This window comes from Desulfosediminicola ganghwensis (assembly GCF_005116675.2).
In the GTDB taxonomy this organism is placed as follows: domain Bacteria; phylum Desulfobacterota; class Desulfobulbia; order Desulfobulbales; family Desulfocapsaceae; genus Desulfopila; species Desulfopila ganghwensis.
Genome location: NZ_CP050699.1, coordinates 1,549,245 through 1,574,516, shown reverse-complemented (window position 1 = coordinate 1,574,516; position 25,272 = coordinate 1,549,245). Strand labels below are relative to the sequence as shown.

21 protein-coding genes and 3 pseudogenes are annotated in these 25,272 nt (G+C 49.1%); 12 read left to right on the top strand and 12 right to left on the bottom strand.

Annotated features, from left to right (window positions below; translation table 11 throughout):
* Positions 1-115: 115 nt before the first annotated feature.
* Positions 116-1,183 carry a type 1 periplasmic-binding domain-containing protein gene (locus tag FCL45_RS06710; protein ID WP_167495854.1) on the bottom strand — a complete coding sequence of 356 codons (1,068 nt, stop codon included), beginning with the start codon at positions 1,181-1,183 and terminating at the stop codon, positions 116-118.
* Between the two features lie 471 nt (positions 1,184-1,654).
* Between FCL45_RS06710 and FCL45_RS06705 the strand changes: the two genes are divergently transcribed.
* From FCL45_RS06705 to FCL45_RS06690, 4 genes are all read left to right on the top strand, one after another.
* Positions 1,655-2,632 carry an ABC transporter substrate-binding protein gene (locus FCL45_RS06705; protein WP_136798933.1) on the top strand — a complete coding sequence of 326 codons (978 nt, stop codon included), beginning with the start codon at positions 1,655-1,657 and terminating at the stop codon, positions 2,630-2,632.
* 81 nt (positions 2,633-2,713) lie between these two features.
* The gene (locus FCL45_RS06700) at positions 2,714-3,559 is read left to right on the top strand and encodes an ABC transporter permease (RefSeq protein ID WP_136798934.1); all 846 of its coding nucleotides are present in this window, start codon (positions 2,714-2,716) and stop codon (positions 3,557-3,559) included.
* 14 nt (positions 3,560-3,573) lie between these two features.
* Positions 3,574-4,362 carry an ABC transporter ATP-binding protein gene (locus tag FCL45_RS06695; protein ID WP_136798935.1) on the top strand — a complete coding sequence of 263 codons (789 nt, stop codon included), beginning with the start codon at positions 3,574-3,576 and terminating at the stop codon, positions 4,360-4,362.
* Positions 4,363-4,563: 201 nt separating this feature from the next.
* Positions 4,564-5,424, top strand: coding sequence for an ABC transporter substrate-binding protein (locus FCL45_RS06690; protein WP_228721449.1), 861 nt, complete (start codon positions 4,564-4,566; stop codon positions 5,422-5,424).
* A gap of 74 nt (positions 5,425-5,498) precedes the next feature.
* On the opposite strand, the gene FCL45_RS06685 is transcribed toward FCL45_RS06690, so the two are convergent.
* The 7 genes and pseudogenes from FCL45_RS06685 to FCL45_RS06655 all read right to left on the bottom strand — a co-directional run bounded on the left by FCL45_RS06685 (position 5,499) and on the right by FCL45_RS06655 (position 13,863).
* Positions 5,499-5,993 carry a HyaD/HybD family hydrogenase maturation endopeptidase gene (locus FCL45_RS06685; RefSeq protein WP_136798936.1) on the bottom strand — a complete coding sequence of 165 codons (495 nt, stop codon included), beginning with the start codon at positions 5,991-5,993 and terminating at the stop codon, positions 5,499-5,501.
* Positions 5,994-6,059: 66 nt separating this feature from the next.
* Positions 6,060-7,679, bottom strand: a complete 1,620-nt coding sequence (locus FCL45_RS06680) for a nickel-dependent hydrogenase large subunit (RefSeq protein ID WP_136798937.1) — start codon at positions 7,677-7,679, stop codon at positions 6,060-6,062.
* A 203-nt stretch (positions 7,680-7,882) separates the two neighbouring features.
* Positions 7,883-8,776, bottom strand: a pseudogene (locus FCL45_RS06675) (hydrogenase small subunit); the annotation flags it as partial.
* 476 nt (positions 8,777-9,252) lie between these two features.
* A pseudogene (locus tag FCL45_RS06670) lies at positions 9,253-10,872 on the bottom strand (nickel-dependent hydrogenase large subunit).
* A gap of 66 nt (positions 10,873-10,938) precedes the next feature.
* Complete coding sequence (locus FCL45_RS06665; protein ID WP_136798939.1) at positions 10,939-11,838, bottom strand: hydrogenase small subunit; 900 nt, start codon at positions 11,836-11,838, stop codon at positions 10,939-10,941.
* Positions 11,839-12,134: 296 nt separating this feature from the next.
* The gene (locus FCL45_RS06660) at positions 12,135-12,470 is read right to left on the bottom strand and encodes a hypothetical protein (RefSeq protein WP_136798940.1); all 336 of its coding nucleotides are present in this window, start codon (positions 12,468-12,470) and stop codon (positions 12,135-12,137) included.
* A 109-nt stretch (positions 12,471-12,579) separates the two neighbouring features.
* A complete protein-coding gene (locus tag FCL45_RS06655) occupies positions 12,580-13,863 on the bottom strand; it encodes a KamA family radical SAM protein (RefSeq protein ID WP_136798941.1) in 1,284 nt (427 codons plus the stop codon).
* Between the two features lie 67 nt (positions 13,864-13,930).
* On the opposite strand from FCL45_RS06655, the gene FCL45_RS06650 reads away from it, so the two are divergent.
* Positions 13,931-14,569, top strand: coding sequence for a DinB family protein (locus FCL45_RS06650; protein ID WP_136798942.1), 639 nt, complete (start codon positions 13,931-13,933; stop codon positions 14,567-14,569).
* 416 nt (positions 14,570-14,985) lie between these two features.
* Positions 14,986-15,348 carry an SHOCT domain-containing protein gene (locus FCL45_RS06645; protein WP_136798943.1) on the top strand — a complete coding sequence of 121 codons (363 nt, stop codon included), beginning with the start codon at positions 14,986-14,988 and terminating at the stop codon, positions 15,346-15,348.
* 81 nt (positions 15,349-15,429) lie between these two features.
* On the opposite strand, the gene FCL45_RS06640 is transcribed toward FCL45_RS06645, so the two are convergent.
* Positions 15,430-15,852 (bottom strand): GNAT family N-acetyltransferase, encoded by a 423-nt coding sequence (locus FCL45_RS06640; RefSeq protein ID WP_136798944.1) that lies wholly within the window; start codon positions 15,850-15,852, stop codon positions 15,430-15,432.
* A gap of 390 nt (positions 15,853-16,242) precedes the next feature.
* Between FCL45_RS06640 and FCL45_RS06635 the strand changes: the two genes are divergently transcribed.
* The 3 genes from FCL45_RS06635 to FCL45_RS06625 all read left to right on the top strand — a co-directional run bounded on the left by FCL45_RS06635 (position 16,243) and on the right by FCL45_RS06625 (position 18,201).
* Entirely contained in the window at positions 16,243-17,025 is a 783-nt protein-coding gene (locus tag FCL45_RS06635; protein ID WP_136798945.1) for a TraB/GumN family protein, read from the top strand.
* A gap of 191 nt (positions 17,026-17,216) precedes the next feature.
* Positions 17,217-17,798 (top strand): GNAT family N-acetyltransferase, encoded by a 582-nt coding sequence (locus tag FCL45_RS06630; protein ID WP_167495856.1) that lies wholly within the window; start codon positions 17,217-17,219, stop codon positions 17,796-17,798.
* Positions 17,799-17,841: 43 nt separating this feature from the next.
* Complete coding sequence (locus FCL45_RS06625; protein ID WP_136798951.1) at positions 17,842-18,201, top strand: cupin domain-containing protein; 360 nt, start codon at positions 17,842-17,844, stop codon at positions 18,199-18,201.
* A 79-nt stretch (positions 18,202-18,280) separates the two neighbouring features.
* Here the strand turns inward: FCL45_RS06625 and nrfA are convergent, their stop codons facing one another.
* Together nrfA and nrfH are read right to left on the bottom strand one after the other, a co-directional pair.
* Entirely contained in the window at positions 18,281-19,789 is a 1,509-nt protein-coding gene (nrfA, locus tag FCL45_RS06620) for an ammonia-forming cytochrome c nitrite reductase (RefSeq protein ID WP_136798947.1), read from the bottom strand.
* Positions 19,790-19,805: 16 nt separating this feature from the next.
* A complete protein-coding gene (gene nrfH, locus FCL45_RS06615) occupies positions 19,806-20,333 on the bottom strand; it encodes a cytochrome c nitrite reductase small subunit (RefSeq protein WP_136798948.1) in 528 nt (175 codons plus the stop codon).
* A gap of 477 nt (positions 20,334-20,810) precedes the next feature.
* On the opposite strand from nrfH, the gene rtcA reads away from it, so the two are divergent.
* Positions 20,811-21,818, top strand: coding sequence for an RNA 3'-terminal phosphate cyclase (rtcA, locus tag FCL45_RS06610; protein WP_136798949.1), 1,008 nt, complete (start codon positions 20,811-20,813; stop codon positions 21,816-21,818).
* 115 nt (positions 21,819-21,933) lie between these two features.
* On the opposite strand, the pseudogene FCL45_RS06605 reads toward rtcA, so the two are convergent.
* Positions 21,934-23,070, bottom strand: a pseudogene (locus FCL45_RS06605) (IS4 family transposase).
* Between the two features lie 797 nt (positions 23,071-23,867).
* Here FCL45_RS06605 and FCL45_RS06600 point away from each other — a divergent pair.
* Positions 23,868-24,692 (top strand): hypothetical protein, encoded by an 825-nt coding sequence (locus tag FCL45_RS06600; RefSeq protein ID WP_136799968.1) that lies wholly within the window; start codon positions 23,868-23,870, stop codon positions 24,690-24,692.
* A 4-nt stretch (positions 24,693-24,696) separates the two neighbouring features.
* Positions 24,697-25,257 (top strand): class IV adenylate cyclase, encoded by a 561-nt coding sequence (gene cyaB, locus FCL45_RS06595; RefSeq protein ID WP_136799967.1) that lies wholly within the window; start codon positions 24,697-24,699, stop codon positions 25,255-25,257.
* The last annotated feature ends 15 nt before the right edge of the window (positions 25,258-25,272 follow it).

Below are 25,272 nucleotides of genomic sequence, written 5' to 3'. Positions count from 1 at the left end.
TTTCCATAATAGGAAATAAGGTATTGCCAATCCAGCGAATTGCAACGATCGCCAGGGATTCAAAAACTATACTGAAAGATGAGGTTCGGTTGTTAATCCCTAAAAAATATTCAGGTTATTGGTTCCCGGACCAGCTTCTGCTGTAATGTTCCCTGTAATTATTTTTTATATCAAACAGGTTCAGACCTTCATCCTTCGGCCATATATTTTTTCTGGTCACGATATGCGGCGGGGTCACATAACCGCTTGGCGGTTTGTTACTGAAGATCCTGTTCAGTTCATCTACGAGCTGCCAACCATGAAAAAGCAATGGTTCCGGAACCGTTGCCTTCTGATAACTGTCGCTGCGAATTCGCAAAAAAGCGGATGGGCTGCCATCCCCGGCCGAAATATTGAACGGCGGCCCACCGGGATCGTTACCAGCCAGCACCAGTGAAGTTACAGAACTATCGTAATATAAATCGTTTATGCCGAGAGAGTAATTCCAGCGCTCGCCGTATTTCCCAATTAAAGCATTTATGACATCAGGCATTTGTACATTCACACTATCCAGGCTGACATCCAGAATTTCGAGAACTTCACATCCTTCACAACTCTGAATAATCTCCGCCATGATGTCCGATTTCTTCAGGGCGATGGCAAATCGGCTGTCCGTAAATAGTATGACCGACGCTTTGCCCCCGGAGTCTGCTATCACGTAATGCGCCGCCACCCTGGCCACATCTTTTGAGTCCGTGGCAATATTGACTGCAATAGGTGTCCCCTCCACCACGCCAGGAAATGGCGCAACATGCCAACCCACAATCGGAATTGCCGCGTCTTTAAACCGCTCCAGATATCTCAGGCTGGCATGGGCATCCAAACCACCGAGTACCACTCCGTCCGGTTCCAGCTCAAAAACCTCTGAAAAAATCGCCTCCCTCTTCACGTCAAGGCTGCCGAGATCAAATACTCGACACTGCCAGCCAATGCTTTCCGCTGCCTCACAGACACCGGAGCCCACTCCCAAGACCCCACCGTTTCTGAGGTCTTCAGCGACATAAACAATCAGTTTGTTTTTTGCAGCGGCGGGTCCAGCAGGAGGTAGAGGCCAACCACTGGTATCCTCCATCGCTGTTTCGGCTACTTGCCTGGACAAAGCGAGATCTGCCCGGGCACGGCTCTGGAGAACGAGTACAGACATGAGGAGTATCATGATGAGCCATACACACAGGGACTTGCTGAGACGCACTATCACTTTTCACCCCCTGGTACTGATCGGCCAAAGACGATCTTTTGAAATGTCAGAAAATCAAAGAGATAAATACGATAGATATCAGTATCATTCTATCAAACAATAGAGTTGCCGCTCAAGCTCCATTTCCATTAATGTTACCAATTGATTCGCCAGCTATCGCCGATATTGCCGGCAATAACCGAAACTCGACCCTCACATAGATAAGGAAAACGTCATTTATGCTTTATTTTCTTTACTCTGTGGTTCGAAAAGGTTAAGAATCCTTTGGTTCAACTTATTGTGCAGTTACAACACATCCGCAGTTTTCAGTGTACGTACTTCCCGACCCTGCCGGAATCACCAGAGCATGTGCCTTGACCGAACCAGGGTCATATTCCCCCATTATTCCTGAATAAAAATGAATTGAGGAGAGTTGTTATGAAAAAGTTATTGGCCCTGGCAATGTTTGCCATCTGCCTCACCACAGGTTTTCTGGTTCCAGCTACCCCGGTTGCTGCAAAAACTGTAAAAGTCGGTGTTCAACCCTGGCTCGGTTACGGCCCCTGGTGGATTGCCGACCAGAAAGGCTTCTTCGCCAAACATGGCCTTGATGCCGAGATCGTTAATTTCACCTGGGATGCCGACATGAGTGCCGCTGTCGCCAGCGGCCGAGTTCAGGTTATCGCCGCGGCGACCAATACCCTGATCACAGTACGTAACCAGGGCATCGATCTGCAGGCATTCCTGATACTCGATTCCGCCTATGAGGCAGATGCCATTCTGGCACCGAAATCAGTACAAACCATTGCTGACCTCAAAGGTAAAAAAGTCGCCTATGAAGCGGGTGCAACCAGTGATCTGCTGATCAACTACGCGCTCAAAGAAAATGGCATGACCATCAGAGATATCGAGCCAGTGAATATGGCTGCCGCCGATGCAGGCCTGGCGCTTATAGCCGGTAGAGTCGATATCGCAGTCACCTACGAACCGTACATCTCTGCCGCGTTACGGCAAGGCGATGATTATAAGGTTCTCTACACAGGTGCCGAGAAGCCCGGTCTCATCAGTGATGTTGCCATTTCCGACGCTACATTCATCAAGGACAATCCTGAAACTATTCAGGCGCTGATCAAAGCCTGGGATGAAGCCGTTCGATTCCTCAACGAGAATCCTGAAGAAGGCGGCAAAATCATTGCCGATGCGGTAAAAAGCCCGATGGATGAGTACAAGCTCGCCATGGAGGGAGTACATGTTTACGACCTCAAGGGAAACCAGGAAATTCTGGCTGGAGAGTTCCAGAAAACCATGGTCGATATCAACACTATCATGAAAGAGACCACTCCGGACGTTATCAAAACTGTCGCCGACCCGGCTGACGCACTTGGCATAGACGTCATCAAGAACATGGCCAAATAGCTGCCGACCGCTCTGTAAGAACGCAGGGGTAGCCGTTTGGCGGATTACCCCTGCTCCTACATTCCCTGCAGGATTGCCCCAATGACCGACCCACAAAAACCATCACCTGACAGCAACACCACACGCCAGCACAAGAAACCGACCCGCTACCTTGCCCTACGAGAAGATATCCCCAAAAATGTCTATATCGCCTTAGGAGCAGGTTTTATCCTGCTGCTTCTTGTTGCCTGGCAAATTGTCACCAGCAGTGGTCTGATACGCCCCCTCTTTCTGCCGCCGCCAGCAAACATTGCCACGGAAGGATTACGGCAGATAAACGAGGGCATACTCTGGGCAGATGCCTCCGCCTCCATCTATCGTATCGTCATGGGCTGGGGCTTCGCTACACTGTTTGCTGTTCCCATCGGTATATTAATGGGCAATTTCAAGTTCTTCGAGGGACTGTTCGAACCCTTTATCGATATCGTCCGCTATATGCCAGTGGTCGCCCTGATACCACTCACTATCCTCTGGGCCGGTATAGGTGATTTTCAGAAATTCCTGATCCTCTTTATCGGCACCTTCTTCCAGCAGGTACTGATGGTGATGGATAACGTCAAGTCGGTGCCGATCAGTCTTATCAAAGTCGGGCAAACCCTTGGGCTTTCACGTTTTGAAATCCTGAAATCCATAGTTCTGCCCGCCGCCATGCCCAAGATCTGGGACACCTTCAGGATCACCATGGGCTGGACCTGGACCTATCTGGTTGTAGCCGAACTGGTGGCCGCCAATAACGGCCTGGGACGACGCATCATGGACGCCCAACGCTATCTGGCCACCGATACCATCATCTTCGGCATCCTCTTCATCGGCTTTTTAGGGCTGATTACCGACTATATTTTCAAACTTTCCGGCAAAGTACTGTTTAAGTGGAATAAAGGGCAATAAAGGGACACGCAGCAATGACAATTCCGAAAATCAAAATCGACAATGTCTCGCAAATCTATAATAAGAACGGCACGGCTTTCGTAGTGCTCGATAACTTCAATTTAGAGATTGCCCAAAATGAATTCGTGACCGTGGTCGGCACCTCGGGCTGCGGGAAATCGACCCTGCTCAATATCGTCGGCGGCCTGGTCGACCCCACCGAAGGCCAGGTCCAGATAGATGGTATGCCCATCTCCGGCCCCGGCAGGGATCGCGGCTTCGTGTTCCAGTCCTATAGCCTTTTTGAATGGCTGACAGTCACCGACAATATTCTCTTTGCCCTGAAAGGAACTGACATGGGGGAGAGTGAAAAGCGTGAACTGGTGCAGCACTACATCGAATCGGTGGGACTGGTCGGCTTTGAAAAGGCCTACCCAAACGAGCTTTCAGGCGGCATGAAACAACGGGTGGCCATTGCCCGGGCACTGGTTTATAAACCATCGGTGCTATTGATGGACGAGCCGTTCGGGGCACTTGACTCCCAGACCCGCGGCATGATGCAGGAGTTGCTGCTGAAGGTGTGGGGAGAGCACAAAACCACAGTGCTCTTTATCACCCACGACGTTGATGAGGCAATATTCCTCTCCGATCGGGTTATCGTGATGTCATCGCGGCCCGGCCGACTCAAGCAGGACAAGCGTATCGGCATCTCCCGTCCCCGCAGCTACGAGATAATGACAGAACCACTCTTTATGGAGGCCAAAAAAGGGCTGATTGAGTCCATTCGTGAAGAGACTCTGAAGACCATGGGAACTGTTGGCTGATATTGAAACAGGGCTACCAGGCCCTTGGCAATTGCAGCGCACTGCCCGTTCTCCACTGTTCATCTTTGTCCGTTTTGGTCATCCATGCTGACAACATTGACAGCTCCGGCCATAAAAGGGTATCTGCCCTCCTCGTAGAGATGCGTGTTCCATTCTCGACCAGCTGAACACGTCCAGAACAACAACCTCCGAGGAACAATCATGAATATCAGGAAGCTCGTATTTGGTGCCTCAATGGCCCTGGCCATCGCCGGGGCAACCGTAGCCCAGGCCGCAAACAACTGCAAAGCCATCTATGGCAACGGCGAAAACACCTACACTCTCGCCACCGGCAGCCCCGGTGAACTCGGCCTGCTTGAAGAGCTGGCCAATACCTTCAACGACAAGCACGGCTCCACAATGTGTTGGCAAAAAGCGGGTTCCGGCAAGTCTCTTGCGCTCTTGAAAGACAAGAAAGTTGATCTGGTTCTGGTGCACGCCCCGGCTGCAGAAAAGCAGGCTATAGCTGACGGCTGGGCTATCAAGCGCTCCCTGATCGGTTCCAACGAGTTTTACATCGTCGGCCCGGAAAATGACCCTGCAGGAATTGCTGGTGCCACCAGCGCTGCTGACGCGTATGCCAAAATTGCCGCGGTAAAAGCCCCGTTTCTCTCCCGTGGAGACAACTCAGGCACCAACAAGAAAGAGCTGGCAATCTGGAAAACCGCTGGAGTTGCACCGGCTGGTGACTGGTACGTAATCACCAGGGAATTCATGATGGCCTCCCTGAAACAGGCCAACCAGACCAACGGCTATTTCATGACTGATTCTTCCACCTGGGTTGCCGGTAAAAAAGAGATGGGTAACCTTAAGGTACTCTTTAAAGGTGATCCTGTGCTGATCAACACCTACCACGGTCTTTGCCAGCCGGAAGGTGCCACCGCAGCTCAACCGCTGGCTTCTCAGTTCATCGACTTTGTCGCTTCAGCAGAAGGCCAGGCTATTATCGGCAGCTTCGGCAAGGATCTTTACGGTGAACCGATGTATAACGACGCAGAGTATGCAACGCAGTACGATCATTAAAAACGTCATCTGGCATGTCTGCCGTTAGTCTCCCAACTACCGGCAGACATACCCTTTTCCTCCTGCTTCATCTCTTACATCTGAGCCTGCATAACCTCACCACCGGCCGCCCGAATCTCATCTATCACTCTCGCAATCATCTGCGGTCTGGCTGCAGCAACCTCTTCGGTTAACTCCGTGCCCCAGGCGCTGAGATCTTTGGGTTCACAGCCGATCATCACTGTCTCGGGCAGCATGCCCAGAAAGTCGGCATAGGCGATGGTCTCCAGGAAAGACACCTGGTGCTGTGAGTTTTTGGCCGCAACCCGGCCACGTAACTCGCTACCGGTCAATCTGGTAATGGTGCCGGGAGCTTTACCTGAACACAAGGTATCGGCCACGATCATGTAATCGGCCCGCCCCATAGCATCCAACAGCCGTATACCGAGAGTTCCCCCGTCAAGGAGGGTTAACTCTTTGGAAAAAGAGTACTGCTCTTCCAGATCCCTCACCACGTGAACACCTATTCCTTCATCATGCAGCAGGATATTGCCCACTCCCAATACCAGAATGTTCTTTCTTTTCTGCATACCTATCTCTTTTGCAGGTTCAACCGAAGAGTAGAACCAACCTACTCTTCGGAACGTTCGATTTATTTACAAAACTTTAACTTCATAATGGGTTTGCTGGTCGTTATCAGTCACATGGACCGCGCAAGCGATACATGGATCGTAAGAATGTACGATACGCAGGATCTCAACCGGCTGCTCGGGGTTCGCCACCGGGGTTCCGATAAGTGCTTCCTCGACAGGTCCACGTGATCCGGAAGCGCAGCGCGGGCCCAGGTTCCAGGTGGAAGGAACCACCATCTGGTAGTTGCCGATCTTCTGGTTCTCAATGTTGATCCAGTGACCAAGCGCTCCTCGCGGCGCCTCGTTGAGGCCGATACCGGAGGCCTGGTTCGGCAGGGAGACGGATACCCTGGCAATGGCCCCCGGCTGGAGCTGATCGAGCCAGGAGCCCATCTCATCGGCGATGACCTTGGTTTCGATGGCTCTGGCCGCTGAACGGCCCAAGGTGGAATGCATGGCCTCGATGGTCAGACCTGCCTTGGCCAGGAAACTGTCCACGGCATTCACGAAAGCTGAATGGCCCATACCATAAGCGACCAGCACACGGGCCAGCGGGCCAACTTCCATCGGCTCACCCTGATAGCGGGGAGCCTTCATCCAGCTGTAGCGGTCAGCGGTATCATAACCAGTATAGCCGGGTACCGTTTCACCGTTTTGCGGATAGCGGGCGGTGGAGCCCTCATACCAGCTGTGCTGGACGTGCTCGTTGATCTCGCCCAGCATGACATCGTTCACCTGGCCAATGTTCTGATCCATGATCACACCGGCGGGCAGGAACAGGTCGCCCTGATTGGTGTTGCTCATCTGGAACTCACCGAAGGCCAGGTAGTTCTTGAAGCCGCCGATGGCACCCCACTCAGGATAAGCGGAGGCAAGGTGCTGGACATCCGGCAGGTAGACATTGTCTATGAAATCACGCATCTCGTTCAAAAGGCTTCTGAACTCGTTGATCCGGGTACTGTTGATCTCGTTTTGACAGGTTACACCTCCGACCCTGAGACTCTGCACATGCGGATTCTTGCCGCCGAAGATTGCGTGCATGCGGCCCGCCTTCACCTGCTGGCGCAGCGCGTAGAGGTAATGAGCGGCAAAGAGCAGGTTCTCCTCCGGCGACAGGGTGTAGGCGGAGTGTCCCCAGTAGCCACCGGCAAACGGGCCGAGCTTGCCGCTGTCTACAAAATTCTGCAGGCTCAGCTGGGTGGCGGCGAAGTCGATGGCCGGTGCGTTGGGTGACAACGAGTTGGCCATCGACTCGGTGGCGGCAACGTTGGCCGAGAGTGCGCTGACGATATCAACCCAGTCCAGTGCACTCAGGTGGTAAAAATGTACCGGGTGGTCATGAACAAAGAGTCCGCCGGTCAACAGATTGCGGATATGACGGGCATTCTCCGGCACAGTGACATTTACCGCATCCTCAACCGAACGCACCGAGGTGACGCCGTGAATATAGGTGCAGACGCCGCAGAGGCGCTGGGTGATCAGCCAGGCTTCATCCGGATCGCGGCCCTGGAGGATGGTCTCGATGCCGCGGAACAGAGTACCTGAACTCCAAGCATCAGTTACCACACCGTTGTTGATCTCTACTTCTATTTTCAGGTGACCTTCGATTCGGGTCACCGGATCTATAACTAAACGTTCAACCATGATTCAATACTCCCTCGTTAATTACTGCTGCTTTTCTTGTTGCCCCGGTCAGCGTTCTTCACACGCCCATTCCCTTTGGTGGAACCATCAGTCGGAATATCACCGGTGCCATCGGTAGGGATATCGCCACCATCAGTCGGGATATCACTGCCGCCACCTGAAGGGTAGTCATCCGACCCACCTGATTCCTCCACACTTCCGGAATAGACTGGGCTCATGGTGTCCCAGAAATTGGGTTCACTGCAGCCGATACACGGGTGGCCGACCTGCATGGGGAAGCTGGTCCCGTCGTTGAACTTGATGGTCGAACAGTTGTTGCGGGTGCGCGGACCTTTACAACCTTGATGTTCCAGGCAGAACCTCTCCAGGCTGTCCTCATCATAGGGGCAGCGATCATGCACTGTACGACCATGGGCAAAAGTTGGACGGCCGAGTGAATCCAGGGCAGGAAGCTGCCCGTTCAGCAAATAGCTCGTGATAACTGCGACGAAATTGACAGGATTTGGCGGACAACCCGGCAGGTTGATGACTGGCACGTTGAGGCTCGGGAGCGCGTCCTGGACACCTTTGGCACCCGTCGGGTTTGGAGAAGCGGCTGCCAGGCCTCCATAGGCTGCACAGGTGCCGCAGGCAATCACCGCTTTGGCCTTGGGCAGGATCTCTTCCGCTATGCTCAGCATGGTACGCCCCCCAATGGTGCCGTAGATACCGTTGTCGGCGGTGGGGATGGCACCTTCCACAACACAGAAAAACTCACCCTGATGGACAGCTGCGGCCTCAGCAAGCAGGGCCTCAACAGTATGCCCAGCTGCGGCCATGAGAGTTTCATGATACTCCAGGGAAATGGTATCGAACAGCAGCTCGTCCATCCATGGGCTTGAAGTCCTGAGGATAGACTCGGTGCAGCCGGTACACTCGGCAAAATGCAGCCATAGGACGGGAGGTCTGTTGTCGGAGGTCAAGGCCTCGGCAATTTTGGGAATGAAAGTGATGTCGAGACTGAGCGCTGTAGCGACAACTCCACAGAATTTCATAAAGTCCCTACGATGAACGCCCTTTGTCGTCTGGGCCTGTTCTAACCTGAATTTCGGTTTCATACACATACTCCTTGCACAGAATTTTGGGAAAACCTACAGCTCTGAGACTCAATTTCCCAACATCATTCTCTGTCGTTAATAGAGAGACTCCCCCCCCATGGGTTGCCTACACTAAGAAACAGTCCACGGCAGCAAAGCGGCTGTGTCATTTCTTTTCAGCTCAACCAAATCTCTTCGACAGGAATGCATCTACTGCAAAGGTAAACCTAACAATATTATAGGCATACATCTATCACCTGCCAGGATCAAGCCTGCAACACAGCAATAGCCTAGAAGCGGTAGCAATACAACTATTTTTTTTACGAAAGTAACAACACTTAGCCGCACCAAAACACCCACAATGTGGCAGAAATCCAATTTGTTTCAAATGCTTGCAGCAGATAAAAAAAAGGCATTTCCAAGCCTTTTTTTTACTCATTTTTCCCGGCCGCCTTTCGGCAACCGGAAAGATGAGAGACCAGTTGCGGAAATTACAGTTAGAGAACCTTAATTTGGTAATGGCTGTCCTGATCGTTGTCGGTCACGTGCACCGCGCAAGCGATGCATGGGTCGTAGGAGTGAACGATACGCAGGATCTCAACCGGCTGCTCCGGGTTGGCCACCGGGGTACCGATAAGTGCTTCCTCGACAGGTCCACGTGATCCCGAAGCGCAGCGCGGGCCCAGGTTCCAGGTAGAAGGAACCACCATCTGGTAGTTACCGATCTTCTGGTTCTCGATGTTGATCCAGTGGCCCAGCGCTCCGCGTGGTGCCTCATTGAGACCTATTCCGGCTGCCTGATTCGGCATGGAAGCGGAAACTCTTGCGCTGCTGCCCGGCTGGAGCTGATCGAGCCAGTACCCCATCTCATCGGCGATGATCTTGGTCTCAATGGCCCTGGCGGCAGAACGGCCCAGGGTGGAATGCAGGGCATCAACACCAAGGCCTGCCTTGGCGAGAAAACCGTCTACAGCACTCACCACATTGGGGTGTCCCATACCGTAAGCAACCAACATACGTGCCAGAGGACCAACCTCCATCGGCTCACCTTTATAACGAGGAGCTTTCAGCCAGCTGTACCGATCATCAGTGTTGTAGCCAGTGTAGTTCGGCACGGTCTCTCCATATTGCGGATACCTGGCAGTGGAGCCTTCATACCAGCTATGGCGTACATGCTCGTTAATCTCAGCAAGCATAACGTCATTCACCTGGCCGATATTCTTATCCATGATTACACCAGCAGGCAGGAACAGATCACCCTGATCACTATTGCTCATCTGGAACTCACCAAAGGCCAGGTAATTCCTGAAACCACCGATTGTACCCCACTCAGGGTAAGCGGAGGCAAGATGCTGGACATCCGGCAGGTAGACATTGTCGATAAAATCACGCATCTCATTTAAGAGACTGCGGAATTCACCTATACGGGTGGTATTGATCTCATCTGCACAGGTAACGCCACCTACTCGTAAACTCTGGATATGCGGGTTCTTGCCACCAAAGATAGCGTGCATGCGGCCCGCCTTCACCTGTTGACGCAGGGCATAAAGATAATGCGCTGCAAAGAGCAGGTTCTCTTCAGGTGACAGGGTGTAGGCTGAGTGGCCCCAGTAACCTCCGGCAAAGGGGCCGAGCTTTCCACTGTTTACGAAATTCTGCAGACTTTCCTGTGTAGCAGCGAAATCTATAGCTGGTGCATTGGCTGAAAGTGACTTGGCCAGTGACTCGGTAGCGGAAACACTGGCAGAGAGTGCGCTGACGATATCAACCCAGTCAAGGGCACTCAGATGATAAAAATGTACCGGATGGTCATGCACGTACAGGCCACCGGTTAAAAGATTACGTATATGTCGGGCATTCTCAGGCACAGTGATGTTTAAGGCGTCCTCTACCGAACGCACTGAAGTTACGCCATGAATATAGGTGCATACCCCGCAGAGACGCTGGGTAATCAACCACGCTTCTTCCGGCTCGCGGCCCTACAGGATGGTCTCGACCCCGCGGAACAGCGTTCCCGAGCTCCAGGCATCGGTGACAACACCGTTGTTAATTTCCACTTCGATTTTCAGGTGACCTTCGATTCGAGTCACCGGATCAATAACTATTCGCTCAGACATGATTTTGTCTCCTCATGTGAAATTTTCAGTGAACGGCACACAACTCAGCCATCATTGCTCCGGCCGCTAGGAAGCGGTATACAACGGAGTCATGGTGTCCCAGAAGTCAGGTTCGCAGCAGCCGATACATGGATGCCCCACCTGCATGGGAAAGCTGGTACCATCATTGAATTTCACATTCGGACAATTGCTTGAAGTCCACTGTCCTTTACAGCCAAAATTTTTCTGGCATTTCGATTTCTCCCGCCTGTATGGGCATTGCTGATGAATCCTCTTGCCATGGGCAAAAAGCGGCCTTTGGTTGCTGTCCAGCGCCGGCAGGGAACCGTTGAGCAGATAGTTGGTAAGTACTGCCACAAAATTGACAGGGTTGGGTGGGCAACCCGGAAGATTGATTACCGGTACATTCAGGTCAGGTAAGGCATCAAGAACACCTTTAGCGCCGGTCGGGTTGGGTGATGCTGCAGCCAATCCGCCATAGGCCGCACAGGTACCGCAGGCTATGACAGCCTGGGCCTTGGGGATAATTTCATTGGCGATACTCAGCATGGTACGGCCACCGATGGTGCCGTAAATGCCGTTATCCGCAGTGGGAATAGATCCCTCAACTACACAGAAAAACTGCCCCTCATAGGCGTTTGCGGCGTCTGTGAGCAAAGTCTCGACAGTGTGCCCGGCCGCTGCCATCAGGGTCTCATGATACTCGAGAGAGATGGTATCGAACAGCAGCTCGTCCATCCACGGTGCGGAGCTCCGCAGCAAGGACTCAGTGCAACCGGTACATTCGGAAAAATGCAGCCAGAGAACCGGCGGACGGTTGCCGGTGGTCAGCGCCTCGGCAATTTTGGGAATAAAAGTGGCGTCCAGACTGAGTGCACCAGCCACGGCACCACAAAACTTGAGAAAATCCCGACGATGAATGCCTGTTCCGGAATGGTTAGACAGGGATCGTAATTTCGGTTTCATACGTATACTCCTTAAGATTGTAAAAGGAAAAGCTTGCCACGAATCTCAATTTCCCTCACGTCCTCTGTCTTTTGAAAAGAACTCCCCCCGAGAGATCCGGCTGAAAGCGGTGCCCCCCTCGACACCGGGATAAAACCCTCTTTCGACCAAACCTCACTCGCTCTCTTCGACAGGACCGGGCATCTGTAATGCACCAGTCAATGGACGCGTTACAATCTAGCCAACCTTCCTTTAGGATTTGGTAAAATTTCCAAAAGAATCGTGTTGACACGCAGCAATGTATATCCATAAAAATTTCATGTTACAATGACTTTTTCGACCAACTCTGAAGACTGCACCTCCCCCTTCCCGATGAATCCTGCCGGGGAAAATATCGTCTTTAACCAAGTGACACTCACCGCGCAAACACGACAGGCCAACAGGTTAAGCGCGGCCAGCCCCAGGGGTTGGACAGCAAAATCCTGACAGGAAACCGTCATCAGGTTTGAGCTGATCGAGCCGGTCTCCATCTCATCGACGATGAACGTTGTCCGATGGTTGCGGCGGCAGAGAATGTAGAAACGGGATAGGCTGAACAGTACATTGCCCGAAGAAAAGGATAGACCATGATCACCCCTTACATTTCCTCGCACTTCGGAAAACAAGGGGGAAAATATTTACAGAATAGTGCAGATTTAATTCATACTCAGGTGCTGATAACCGCCCGGCAATACCTAAAATTCAAATTCTATTTTCAACAAACTATTCTTCCTCATAAAAGAATCGTTCCTCCCCAAATGCAGGCTTAAGCTGATCAAGCCAGGTGGCTGCCTCATCGTATCGGGCAAAAAATGGTTTCTGCACCCAGTTGGGGTTGCGGCCCTGAATGAATCGCAGTACCAGCGCTTTCTCGCCAGTCAACTCCACAACACCCTGAATCTCGACCTTACCCGGACCAGCGCTCATCGAAGGTCCGCGAACAGTACGGGCCAGCCCTGAAACTTTGCGAACCGCCCGGCGATAGATATGCCAGGCCTCAACCAGCGGCACCTCAAAATAGCTTCGCGGCCCCGTATCCCTGACTATGAACATATAGTAGGGAATCAACCCCAGCTGTACCTGCTCCTGCCACATCCTCTGCCAGATATCCGAGGCAGCATTGATATGTCTGAGTAGCGGTGACTGCGTACGGAGAACTGCACCAGTCCCCTGAATTCGCGAAATCGCCTTGCGCACTGGTTCGGGCTGCATTTCCCGCCAATGGTTGAAATGCACCATCAGCGCCATATGTTTCCCGGCTTTGGTCACGCACTCAAAAAGACGCAACAGGTCGTCACTGTCATGATCGGTCAGAAAACGATATGGCCAGTAAGAAAGAGCTTTACTGCCTATACGAATATTCCTCAACTGGCTGAATTCTTCCTTCAAGAGGGGCATTACTATTTTTTCCAGCCGCCGCGCGCTCATCACCAGAGGGTCTCCACCAGTAATAAGCAGATCGGTAACTTCAGGATGACGACGCAGATAAGCAAAAAGTACCTCTGGGTCAGTTGCGGCTATTCGTAATTCTTTTTCACCGACAAACTGAGGCCAGCGAAAGCAAAAAGTACAGTACGAAAAACAGAATTGCCCCTGACTGGGGAAATAGAGCACTGTCTCCCGGTATTTATGCTGCATCCCGGTTATCGGGACCTCATCCAGCCTGGGCACATTGAGCGTCTGCTGGTTGGCCGGGTGGGGGTTCAGTTCCTTATGAATCTCCTGGGCAGCATGCTTTATCTGCTCCGTCGACGCCTGTTGCCGCAACAAATCAGCAATTCGATTGAAATGCGCTGGTGACAACATTTCTGCCTGGGGAAAACAGAGCTGGAACATCGGATCCTGAGGGATTTTATCCCAGTCGATGAGTTGGTCGATCACATAGTGGTTCACTCGAAACGGCAGCACTGTAGCAACCACCCGAATGGCGAAACGTTGTTCCTCGGATAAACGTTCGAGTTGAGAAATCTGACTAAGCTGATGAGTACCGAACAGACGGGTTTCCATGGCGCACCTCCTATAGTTTTAGTGTACCGTGACTACCTGAACTCGGCAAACAGATGCGCGACTCTTGATGTCAACCCGTATCGGCAATATCCTGGAAAGAACTCACACAGCAGGCTATGAAAAAATTCTGACCGGTGCAAAGTTGACAATGGGCAACCTACTTCTCAAAACGGTGATTCAGACCCTGTTCTTTTTAACGAGCAGAAAAAAAGTACGGGAGCAGACCATTGAGTTCCAGGCTCGCTATAACAACATGGCAAAAGAACTAACAGCCGCAGCAGGCGCAACCCAGGTGTTGGTGCCACCCATGCCCGGTGTTGATGAGAATATGCGCAACTGGTCATATTACCAGTTGCTGGAACATAACAGACTGGTCAACGAGGCGATAACAGCCTCGACAGAACAACTGGCAAAGAACCAGCCTCTTTCAGGAAAAGCAAAAATAAACCCGGCAACCGATGTGTTGCCCGCTGATGATATTGGCATTGAAGCTGTGGAAGGCTTTAACAGGTCGGTGGATGAGCATCTGAGCGTAATAGATGCACTCGATCAGTTGCGAAACACAGCGACCGCACCTCACCCTCTCTTTGGAACCTTTGACGCCCACAGGTGGAACTGTATGTTCGCGTTCCATCTGCGCATCCACCTTAAGCAGGCCCAAAAGATTATCGACCAGCTCCCTGAACTGAAGAGAAATTTGGGATAATCTCTTAATCTCAACGCAGTAAACCCGGCGATAGTCATACTGGTCGCCAGGCATTCCACCAGGCCGAAACCGAGTAGCCAACCAGGATAAGCGTGCAGGTTACTCCAGATACTGCTGCCCCCCGGATAATCTGTGATACTCCCCCCGATGGTGCCAGGGGCACCGCAAACCAGCACCGGCAGCAAGGCAAAAATAGTCTAGAATTACGGGCATTTCTCTTTTTCCCGTAAACAGATTATCCAGAATGTACTCAGGCAACTACAACAAATCTGGTACGTTTTTGCCCACCTACCGTTCCTTGATGGGTACTTTTTATACAGCCCCCAGTAAGTCCCGCTATATCAAACAGCTCTCTAAACATATTAAGAACTTGATTTTATTAGATTTTAGCAATCCATTCCGAAACGGTATGACTTTTGCTTAAATTTACTTTAGAAACGAAACCCGCATTTGCAATAATTTCAGACAGAGGATTTTTTATGTGGAGCGCACATCACGGAAGCTGGGGAGGTAACATGGGACATTGGTGGCAGGGAGGAAGTTCCTGGTTCTCAATCTGGCCACATCCACATGGTCCTTTTCTTTTTAACTGGCTTGTACCGTTACTTTTTTGGGGAATTGTTCTTTACGCCCTTGTCAGCATTTTCAGATATTTTGCCTCGAAGTCCAATAGCGGCGCAACACAATCAGCTATGGATATCCTGCACAATCGCTTTGCTGCAGGTGATATTTCTGAAGATGAGTATATCTCAAGAAAAACCGTTCTGGAAAAAGGCTGATGTCCTGCACGCCTGTCATTCCAAGTAACGTTTACATATAGATCCACCGACACCTCACAGGGGAGACCTCTCGGCTCTCCCCTATTCGGTAAAGCCTTTAGCCTGCATTGCCTCGCTGTTCATGAATCGTGCCATACCGGTCTTCATCTTCCTGAACTGCAGTTTTTCATAAAAACCTTCTTTGCCCGGTGAAGCGTAGAGGATGATGTTGCAGTTCGATATTTTCGAGAGGATCTTTTCCATAATCAGCCTGCCCAATCCCTGCCCCTGAAAGTCTGTTGCCACGGCCACATCATAGACCCCGGCCTGATAGACTCCATCCGATATGGCCCGGCCAAATCCCGCCAGTTGTTTTCCCTGGTAGATGAAAACTGTGGTGTAGCTCCCCCTGAAGGCAGCTTCATGCTTTTCGGCTCCGTGGTGAGCCATGCCTACAGATTTCAAAATGTCTGAGACGTTCTGCCAATCGACTTCTTCACAATCAAATCGCACTTCAAAATTCATTCAATCCTCCGAAGTAACAAGTAGTAAGGTTTTCTGAACTTCAGTTTTATCCCGAATGGCTGAAACCAAGACTATTCACCATGCATTTCAGGGAAAATCCACTGGCCTGTATATGAGTTCAAGACAGTCGCAGCTTGCAGAATCGTACTGTACATTTCCTGACGAAACCACCATTCTGCCTGCGTTGCAATACTAAACAAAGCACGATAAAATTGTATAAAATACCCTTCAACACATTGCTACTTTTAACTTTTTCTCTAAGAGAGAACGTCGATGGCAAACTCTCCCACCATCATCCAGGCTACACATTCCGATCAATGGGCAATTTTCTCCCAAAACCGGGTGAGTGGGAATCAGCTGATTGCATCTTCATATTAGCGAGGAACTCAGATGATTTGGAAAGCGGATTCTTATCCAGTTCACATTTGTGGTTCTGTCCATATTCTTCACAAAAAACAAAAAAAATTGATCGAGAGATATGAGAACTATTTACGCTCCGCAGAACACATAGCTTTCGAAACAGACCTGACTCAATCATCTCTAATTGATAACACATTGCTTTACTATCCCAGCGGCATAAGGATTCAAAATGATATCCCAAACGAGCTTTACAAAAAGGCAAAACAACTTTGGGATCTCTATGGAATAATAGGTATTGAGTTCGACCTGTTAAAGCCATGCACTGCCGCAACTTGGATGTTTTTAAATTACGCAGAGAAACGAGGATATAATGAAGCGAACGGTATCGACCAGGCACTCTTAACCAGAGCCAAAAAAATCGACTCAAAAAATCTCATTCAACTCGAAGATATCAACGCTCCGCTGAGAGCATTTGACACGGCCAGCAAAGAAGAACAAATTCAATACCTTGAAACAGTCACCTGCAAACTCAAAGATCAGTTCCGTGAACTGGAGACCATGATTCAGTGCATAATACACTCAAACATTGAATGGTTGAGATCTTACCTCGAAAATAACCTGAAGCTATATCCCACATTATTCAACAACTTAGTTATTGAGAGAAATCGTAACTGGCTGCCGAAATTACTCGACGTAATAAAACTTAACCAACCTGTACTCATTGTTGTTGGCGCACTGCATTGCGTAGGAACCTCCGGGTTGCCCAATCTTCTTTTACAAAAAGGGATTCAATTTCGACTCATTGAAGACTAGCCAGCCTGCTGCAACAAAAGCAACAAAAACGAATCTCATATGCAGCAATCGCCGTTCTTCTGGACTCCATGGGATATTTCAGTTCCCGATCTTCTTGCGGGTACAGCCAAAAAAACTGGTGAAGATTCCATGAATAACAATTAGATATCTTACTCGTGCAAGAACAATTTCAAACTTTATAAAGCATGCATATGAGCCGTGTTCATATCTCATTTATGCAGCGTAGCGACATCGAGGAGGCCACAAAGGTTCTCAGCATCGCTATGCTGAACAATCCACTCCATATTGCCGTCTTTCAGGGTAATGGAGAGAACGAACGTTTGAAGATTGAAACGATGTTCGTTGAACTGTTTCATACCCGCCCCGGAATAGTTTTTCTTGCCAGGCAAGATTGTAAAGTCATCGGTGTTATGAGGATGAACTCATGCGCCGGTAAGAAAGATCAGGATGAAACACAAATTCTTCCAGATGAGAATGATTTCAATTTCAGGAAGTCTTTTTGGCTCCGGGAATGGGCAATACGAGATCCCCTGGAACAGCACTGGCATCTCGGACCAATCGGTGTACTGCCATCTCATCGAAAAATGGGAATTGGCTCCAAACTTATGCAACGGTTTTGCCAGGAGGTGGATAACTGTTCAGCACCAGCCTACCTGGAAACGGACACAGATGAAAATGTCACCTTTTACCAAAGGTTTGGGTTTGAAATTGTGGCCAGATCAAAGATTTTCCAGGTGGATAGTCGATACATGTCAAGAGCAGCGCAGCGATAACCTCAACACTTTGAACAGATAATAATTGAATTATAAAAACACAATGATCCCGGTAGATATAAAAGAAAAACTTGGCCAATTCGACGAATATTGGAGCCCGAAAATTGTGGGTGAGCTTAACGGGCAGCTCATGAAACTGGCAAAATTGAAAGGAGAATTTGTCTGGCATCATCACGCCAGTGAAGACGAATTATTCATGGTGATCCAAGGTAAGCTCACCATCAAGTTACGAGAGCGGGATGTTCAACTGCAGGAAGGACAGTTCTTTATCATTCCCAAAGGGGTAGAGCACCTGCCCGTAGCCCTGGAAGAATGTCACGTGATGCTTTTTGAACCTGGGTCTGTTCTCAACACCGGCAATATCGTAAATGAAAAAACTGTTCGTGAAATCGAAAAAATATAACTCATTAAAAACAATTCCGACTTGATCGGACAACATCCAATCAAGTCGGATCGTTATAATTGCGTCTCAACCACTGGGATTACTGGTTATACGAAGTCTTATCGCTCATTCCTTCCCTGGTTGCCGGATTCAGACGCCCGGCCTCAACTGCTTTTTCACTCCACTCCTTGAGCAACAGTTCACGGAATTCATTTTTCTCGTCCACCAGCTTTTCGAGGTTCACCCCTGCCAGCTTCTGTGCCTTCTCTTTAGTGGAGAAATCCGGAATCTGGTAATCGGTTACCCCCAGAGTGGCCAGAATACCTGCCAGTTCAAGGCGTGCCTGCTGCGCTTTTTCATTGGCTACACCGAGCAGACGAAGGGTCTCTTCCGGTGCATGGAAGAATGAACCATGACTGGCGATAGAGTAATCCCAGATCCACTGGCCTGAACGGATTGACTCCAACACCCCTGCCATCTGCTCTTCGGTGGCGCCGGACTCCCAGGCTTTACCGGCGGTAAGATGCGCCTTTGCCAGGTTATCCATGGTGATTTCCATCAGCTGCTCTTTTCTGTCGAGCTTGGTTTTCACCAGTTGCTTGAACTCTTCTTCGGTCTCACGATGACAGGTGAGACAGGTATTTTCCACATTCTCCAACGGGCTGGCAATGTGGTGATCGGAGAACTTGACGCTGCCTTCCTGCTTGTACGGCATATGGCAATCAGCACAGGATACACCGCGTTGTGCGTGGATGCCGGTCTTGTAAATTTCGTAACCCGGATGCTGTGCTTTCAACATTGGAGCCTTACTGATCTTGTGGGTCCAATCTTTGAAACCGTAGTTGTTATAATACCGCTCCATGTCCTCGGCGCCCAAGCCCTCACTCCATGGGAAGGTGACCACCTTGGCAACCTGCTCCGTACCCTCTTTATCGGTATATTCGGTGTTTTTGAAATAATACTCCGAATGGCACTGGGCACAGACCAGTGAACGCATCTCCTGGTGGGTTATCTCATCGAGATTGGTGCCACTTGCTTCAAGTGCACGCTCAAGATACGGCCGGGTAAGGGTCAGGTCGCCGGTGGACGAATCATGGCAGTCGGCACAGCCGATGGGGTTGACGATCTCTTCCCCCAGGCGTGCCCATTTACCGGTGAAGTATTCATTTTCGCCCTGCTCTTCCATCACCCGCACCACATCCGGAGATTTACAAGTCCAGCAGGCTGTGGGCATGGGACCATCCACGGGGCCGACCGGAGCACCGGTTCTCAAGGTATTGATATTGGACTGCAGTGCATAGAAATGACCGCGGGGCGCATTATAGTCTTTGGCAAAACCGTAACCTGCCCAGAGAATTGCCAGCTGCGGCTTCTCTTCGAGCATATCTTTTATCTTGTCGTTCTTTTTCGTCTGTTTCCATGAGTCATACTGACGAGGGTAATAACGTGCCCATTCATCATTTCGACTCTCCACACCATCAGCCTTTACTACGGGGAGTGTGGTCAGAACCTCCCGCTCCACCTGTTTGCCATTAATTGAATTTGCCATCAAGCCCATACCTGCCAGGGCTACCGCCGACCCAATCATCAAAAATCCATATTTATTCACTCTATCCTCCCCAAAATTAAAGTTCGCGAACACCAAGATTATCCGGAGTCGATGAGAGACTCCGTACCCTGCCATGGGGAACCTCCCGGTGACACTCCCAGCATTTTCTGTCTGCAGCAGGGGCTCCGCTGAAATCGTGGTACCTGTCCTGGTTGCTTCTGATTGTCTCTGTTAGCCCTGCATGACATGCGATACAATTTGCCTGAACCCTTTTGGCACCATCATCACTGATTTGAATATTCTGCCCATAGGTGTTCAAGGTAAACGCAACGGAGTGATTCCAGCCGTCTCTAGCCTTGGCCAGATACTTATCAACCATCGAGTCTGTCGGCAGATGGCAATCCACACAGCTTGCGACGTTTTTGTGTGAACTGTGCTGCCAGGTTGCGTACTGCGGGTTCATTACATGGCAGTTGATGCATGCCAGCGGGTCTTTGGAGAGATACGAAAGCGCTTTGGAAGCGTCTACCAGGTAGACGAAAAACGCCAACGCAGCTACAAACGCAGTCAGCGAGCAATACTTTATCCAACAACTTGTTTTCATATGAGAATTCCTCTCCCTGTTATAGAAGGTCCCGTGGGCACCCGGAATCCCTTATGTCCTGAGACTCCCCCGAAGCTCGTGCTGTTGCCAGCATGAAGTACATATACATCCCTCCTCTTGGTTTAATCTTGGTTGTCCGTTCATTTTCCTCCCCAGTCACTGGCGTACAATCGTTGCACCCTTAAAGTTTCGATATTACGCTACTTGATCATTCCACAAGGTGGCACCCACATTCCTTGACTTAGGTCAAATTCTGATAATATTTCTTGTCGGCAAAGATCAGGCAGCCATGGAAAAGAAGTGATTTGTTATACAGACAGGAGGAGTTCTAACAGAAAGGGTGATTGATACTGGCGGGTTCTCTGGACTATACTGGCTAGGAGAAACCAACGACATTGTTTGCTCCCTCGCTTACGGAGGTGGCAGGCATCATCCCAAGAAGCACAATGATCCTGTGGGCTGCACAAGGTAAGAGCCATGATCGAGATTGACGGGGCATACGGTGAGGGGGGCGGACAGATCGTTCGCTCGGCACTCGGCCTGTCCCTGGTCACCGGTCGGTCGTTCACCATACGAAACATACGGGCAAAAAGGAAAAAGCCAGGACTGTTGCGCCAGCATCTGACTGCCGTTCGCGCTGCCGCCCAGATCAGCTCCGCCCAGGTCCAGGGAGCAGCGCTTGGTTCCGAGACGCTCTATTTTGAACCCGGCGCGGTTCAGGCAGGCAGCTACCTGTTTCAAGTCGGCACAGCCGGCAGCTGCACCCTGGTGCTGCAGGCCATCCTTCCCGGGCTACTGGCTGGCAGCCACCCCTGCCGCGTAACTATCGAGGGGGGCACCCACAACCCCATGGCTCCCCCATTTGAGTTCCTGCAACAGAGCTATCTGCCACTGCTAAACAGGATGGGAGTCGAGATTCGGGCAAGACTGGTCCGGCCTGGATTTTTCCCCGTTGGCGGTGGCCGGATAGAGGTGGAGATTATCCCCGCCCGCTCCTTAACGCCGCTTGAGCTGGTGACCAGGGGAGAGGTGTCCCTGTCTGCCCGCTCGTACTGCGCCCAGTTACCTGAGCACATCGGCCGCAGGGAGTTGCGGGTTGTCTGCGGCACACTGCATATCGACAGGGCAAACACAAAACATATTCAGGATGAACGATATGGTCCCGGCAATGTGCTCTCGGTGTTTGTCCACTCCGACCAGCTGACCGAGACCTTTACGGGCTTTGGCGAAAAACACCTGAGTGCGGAAAAGGTGGCGCAGCGAACCGTCAGCCAGGTGAAAAGATACCTGAAGAGCGGCGCGCCGGTAGGGCCCAATCTGGCCGACCAGCTGCTGCTGCCAATGGCGCTGGCGGGCACCGGTCATGTCAGAACCCTGCAACCGACCAACCACACCCTGACCAATATCGCGGTAATCGAAACATTTCTCGCCACTCGCTTTGTAGTCTCCCAGGTCTCACACGCCTGCTGGGATATCGCGCTTTAACTTGAGAAATCGAAATTCGATCTGACACTCACCTGCTGAAAAGTTCTATTTTCTTTGACAGGTTACTCGAAATTAGTCAGCAAAATTTACAGGAAAGGTCACTGCTGTCTCATAGTTAATTCCACAATGCAAGTTGTGGCGAAAATTGTGTTTTTCCTGGTTTGTCAGGCGGCTTTAACAAGTCAGCCAACGGTCTTCTTTCAAAAATGTTCAATTGCAATAGCCTGAGCAGTTGCGTGAGCGATCCTTTGAATTTGGCCATGAATTTAAAATACGACAGCATTAGATAGACACAGAGGGCAATCCATAGCTGTGTAAGTACTGCGTTTTCAGATGTTCCAAGAAACGTCTTCACTTTTAGTTGTTGCTTGATCCACTTAAAGAACAGTTCGATTTGCCAGCGTTCTTTATAAATTGCAGCAACCTCTGAGGCTTTGAGTTTCCTCGAATTTGTCACAAACTGATACTCAATGCCCGTTTCTGGATCAACATAGATAATCCGTCGAAAAGTGAACTGATATCCTGGAATTTTTATCTTTTGGTCTTCAAGAACATCAGGAGAATCGGGTTTACGTCGGTTGCCGTAACGATAGACTTTTGCATTACTTTTAAGCCGTGTTACGAACGTTATTTTGCGTTTGTCGAGGGTCTCGTACCAAGTGTAATCGGTGAACCCTCGGTCAAAAACTACACAAGAACCGGTAGGCAGGTTAAGAGATCGTGCCCATTCGATTTCATGTTTTTTGCCCTCCGTCATATCCATGAAGACTGGAAGATAGCCACTTGCATCAAGGCCAAAATGCAATTTCATGGCACCCTTGGTTTTGCGGTAGTTAGCCCACGGAAACACTGAGAGACAGAGATTGACCATCGTTGCATCGAGTAAATAAATTTTACCCTTGAACTTGAACCTATGTTTCGGAGCATTCGCCTGGCACTTATGCAAAAGCTGAAAGAACATGGCTTTGAAAGTCTCATAAGGCTGTTGCTCATTGACACGAGCCAAGGTGGCCCGACTAGTTGGCCTCATACCCAAATGATACAAACGAGACTTTTGAACGGCCAGGTTGCTGACTAAGTCACGAAGGCTCTTTCTGGAAGTGAGTTGGGCTATAGTCATGGCGAGAAACTGGCTCCATCTGTTGAAGGAGCGAAACTATTGTCCATGATGATGCTTTCTTGCCAGTTTCTCAAAATCATGTCTTGGGAAAAATGAAGCAATCTGATTTAGGATTGTGCTAGAATGAGCCATGGCTCGGATCTCCTTGTTATTATATTGTTTTTCGCAAATTCACTATAACACAAGAAGCTCTCCGAGCCTTTATTTATCCGTAATCACGTTATTACTTGTGAGACAGCAGTGAGGAAAGGTATTAACTTGCAGGTTTTCTTACATGGTTAACATTGCCAACGATAACCTCTATCGTTGCTATAGCGTGTGGCTCTGCAGATTAACAGTAGATATCTTCAGTTTGACCCCTTGTTGCACACCTAAGAGATGTTCTTTGGAAATCTCTTGTTTGCGGTTACTCCATTTCTGGAGAATTCTCACTTATCGTTCAGAGTTATTTGTTTGGGAAGTTTATTTTGAATAGGTTGTCAGCTATTTGAGGTTGGTAATGCTAGCCTAAGCCTTGGCCTCATGTAGATGCATATTTACCTGATAAGGCCCCCAACTCTAGTGCTCTAAAACCCCTTCGTTTTTACCGATTGACATAAAAGTCTCTTGTTGCTTTTATGTATCTAATCTTTTTAGGAAAATGTTACGATGTTTTGTGTGGATACTTTCTAGCACAAAACGACCGTTTTTTATCTAGTTTTCATCCTAAAACTCGGCATTTCGTTCTATATCGAGGCGCGGCTGGAATTTAAACCACAGGCATGTGTTTGATATTCCAGGGATTAAAATTTCAGATGCAACGCTGAGATTGGGCAAAATGACAGTTTTAGGATGGAAACTATCTAGTACCGGTCAATTTTTATCGGATACCACAAGGTAGCATGTTGAGTATGAACTGTTGGTAAATATATAGTGAGTTTAGGAAAGACATGATGAAGATGCAAGAAAGGCAGGTGCTTCTAACTGTCGTAGATGAAAAAACAGTCAATCATAAGGCCTTTATTGTGCTAGTAAAAAGTATGAAACGACGGTCTGTTGACATATTCAACGAAATATTAGTTTTATATCCAAATCATATTAATTTACCGGAATCATTCATTGTTACTTTATCTAATCTTGGGGTGAAGTGTCGAGGGTATAGAAGGGTTTTTAAAGATGATCCATATGGAGTTAAATTTTTAATTTCTTCTTTTATTGAAGATATCGGTCATGAATTTGATACTATTGTATATGCTGACCCTGACCATGTTGCTTTTAAATCAATGTCAATCCGATCACAAGAAAAAGCATTTCTTATAAGCTCTGAGGTTGAAAAATTAAGTGAAAAGGATCGAGTAGCTTTAGATTCAGTCGGATATCTTGGTGTTGATAATCATTACAATACATCTTTAATCATCGGAAAGTATAAAGAGTGGGTAAATATTACTGAAAAATGGAGAAAAGTATATTTAGATATTAAGGATGTCATTGATTTTCGTTTTCGAGAGGAAATTGCGTTTTCTATATCTGTCTTGCAGGAAGGACTATCTTTAGTTCCAGTCTCTTCTGAGGTTCAAGGTAATTTTCAAAATAATTATATGGATTGTGAAATATTCCATTACGGAGGTTGTTACCGTGAGGCAATGAGTATTAAAAGTGCCATTGATATGGAAAATAATAGTTTGCTAATTGATCAATGTGTGGAGAATGGTGTAGACGAGGATAGAAGGAAAATAATAGAAAAGATTGATCGCTTTTTGTCAATCATTAGGTGAGATTATGTCATTTAACAATACTGAAATAGAGATAAAGCTGGTAGTTGATCCAGGTGAATATGAGAGGGTTAAAAATGAGCTAGACGAAATGGCACAGTATATTGGTGAGACAGACCAAGTAGATCATTATTTCTCCCCAAGTAATGAGGGATATATGGACGAAGAGTACCCCTATAAATGGTTGAGTGTTAGAGAAAGGGGTGGGAGAAATATACTGAATTTCAAGCATTTTTACCCAGAAGGAGGGGAAAAACACTCTCACTGTGATGAGTATGAAACTGAGATATCGTCACCGTCCGCATTAAAAAATATATTGAAGGAATTAAATATAGTTAAATTGGTAACCGTTTCAAAGAATAGAATTGTATATTTATATAAGAATGATTTTGAAATATCCCTTGATAGGGTTGAAAATTTAGGATGTTTTGTCGAAATTGAAGCTACAAAAGACCATGGTGGGGTTGACAAAACAAGGGAGAAAATAATGGATGTTGTCCTTTTGCTGAAACTTGATAGTAGTCGTGTCGATTATCGAGGATACCCATTTCAACTTCTAGAGAAATGAATAAATCTACTAGCT

Bases quoted from the DNA above. Each gene is read 5' to 3' on its own strand.
- FCL45_RS06710 (WP_167495854.1), bottom strand. From the start codon at position 1,183: ATGTCTGTACTCGTTCTCCAGAGCCGTGCCCGGGCAGATCTCGCTTTG.
- FCL45_RS06705 (WP_136798933.1), top strand. From the start codon at position 1,655: ATGAAAAAGTTATTGGCCCTGGCAATGTTTGCCATCTGCCTCACCACA.
- FCL45_RS06700 (WP_136798934.1), top strand. From the start codon at position 2,714: ATGACCGACCCACAAAAACCATCACCTGACAGCAACACCACACGCCAG.
- FCL45_RS06695 (WP_136798935.1), top strand. From the start codon at position 3,574: ATGACAATTCCGAAAATCAAAATCGACAATGTCTCGCAAATCTATAAT.
- FCL45_RS06690 (WP_228721449.1), top strand. From the start codon at position 4,564: ATGAATATCAGGAAGCTCGTATTTGGTGCCTCAATGGCCCTGGCCATC.
- FCL45_RS06685 (WP_136798936.1), bottom strand. From the start codon at position 5,993: ATGCAGAAAAGAAAGAACATTCTGGTATTGGGAGTGGGCAATATCCTG.
- FCL45_RS06680 (WP_136798937.1), bottom strand. From the start codon at position 7,679: ATGGTTGAACGTTTAGTTATAGATCCGGTGACCCGAATCGAAGGTCAC.
- FCL45_RS06665 (WP_136798939.1), bottom strand. From the start codon at position 11,838: ATGAAACCGAAATTACGATCCCTGTCTAACCATTCCGGAACAGGCATT.
- FCL45_RS06655 (WP_136798941.1), bottom strand. From the start codon at position 13,863: ATGGAAACCCGTCTGTTCGGTACTCATCAGCTTAGTCAGATTTCTCAA.
- FCL45_RS06650 (WP_136798942.1), top strand. From the start codon at position 13,931: ATGTCAACCCGTATCGGCAATATCCTGGAAAGAACTCACACAGCAGGC.
- FCL45_RS06640 (WP_136798944.1), bottom strand. From the start codon at position 15,852: ATGAATTTTGAAGTGCGATTTGATTGTGAAGAAGTCGATTGGCAGAAC.
- FCL45_RS06635 (WP_136798945.1), top strand. From the start codon at position 16,243: ATGATTTGGAAAGCGGATTCTTATCCAGTTCACATTTGTGGTTCTGTC.
- FCL45_RS06630 (WP_167495856.1), top strand. From the start codon at position 17,217: ATGAGCCGTGTTCATATCTCATTTATGCAGCGTAGCGACATCGAGGAG.
- FCL45_RS06625 (WP_136798951.1), top strand. From the start codon at position 17,842: ATGATCCCGGTAGATATAAAAGAAAAACTTGGCCAATTCGACGAATAT.
- nrfH (WP_136798948.1), bottom strand. From the start codon at position 20,333: ATGAAAACAAGTTGTTGGATAAAGTATTGCTCGCTGACTGCGTTTGTA.
- rtcA (WP_136798949.1), top strand. From the start codon at position 20,811: ATGATCGAGATTGACGGGGCATACGGTGAGGGGGGCGGACAGATCGTT.
- FCL45_RS06600 (WP_136799968.1), top strand. From the start codon at position 23,868: ATGATGAAGATGCAAGAAAGGCAGGTGCTTCTAACTGTCGTAGATGAA.
- cyaB (WP_136799967.1), top strand. From the start codon at position 24,697: ATGTCATTTAACAATACTGAAATAGAGATAAAGCTGGTAGTTGATCCA.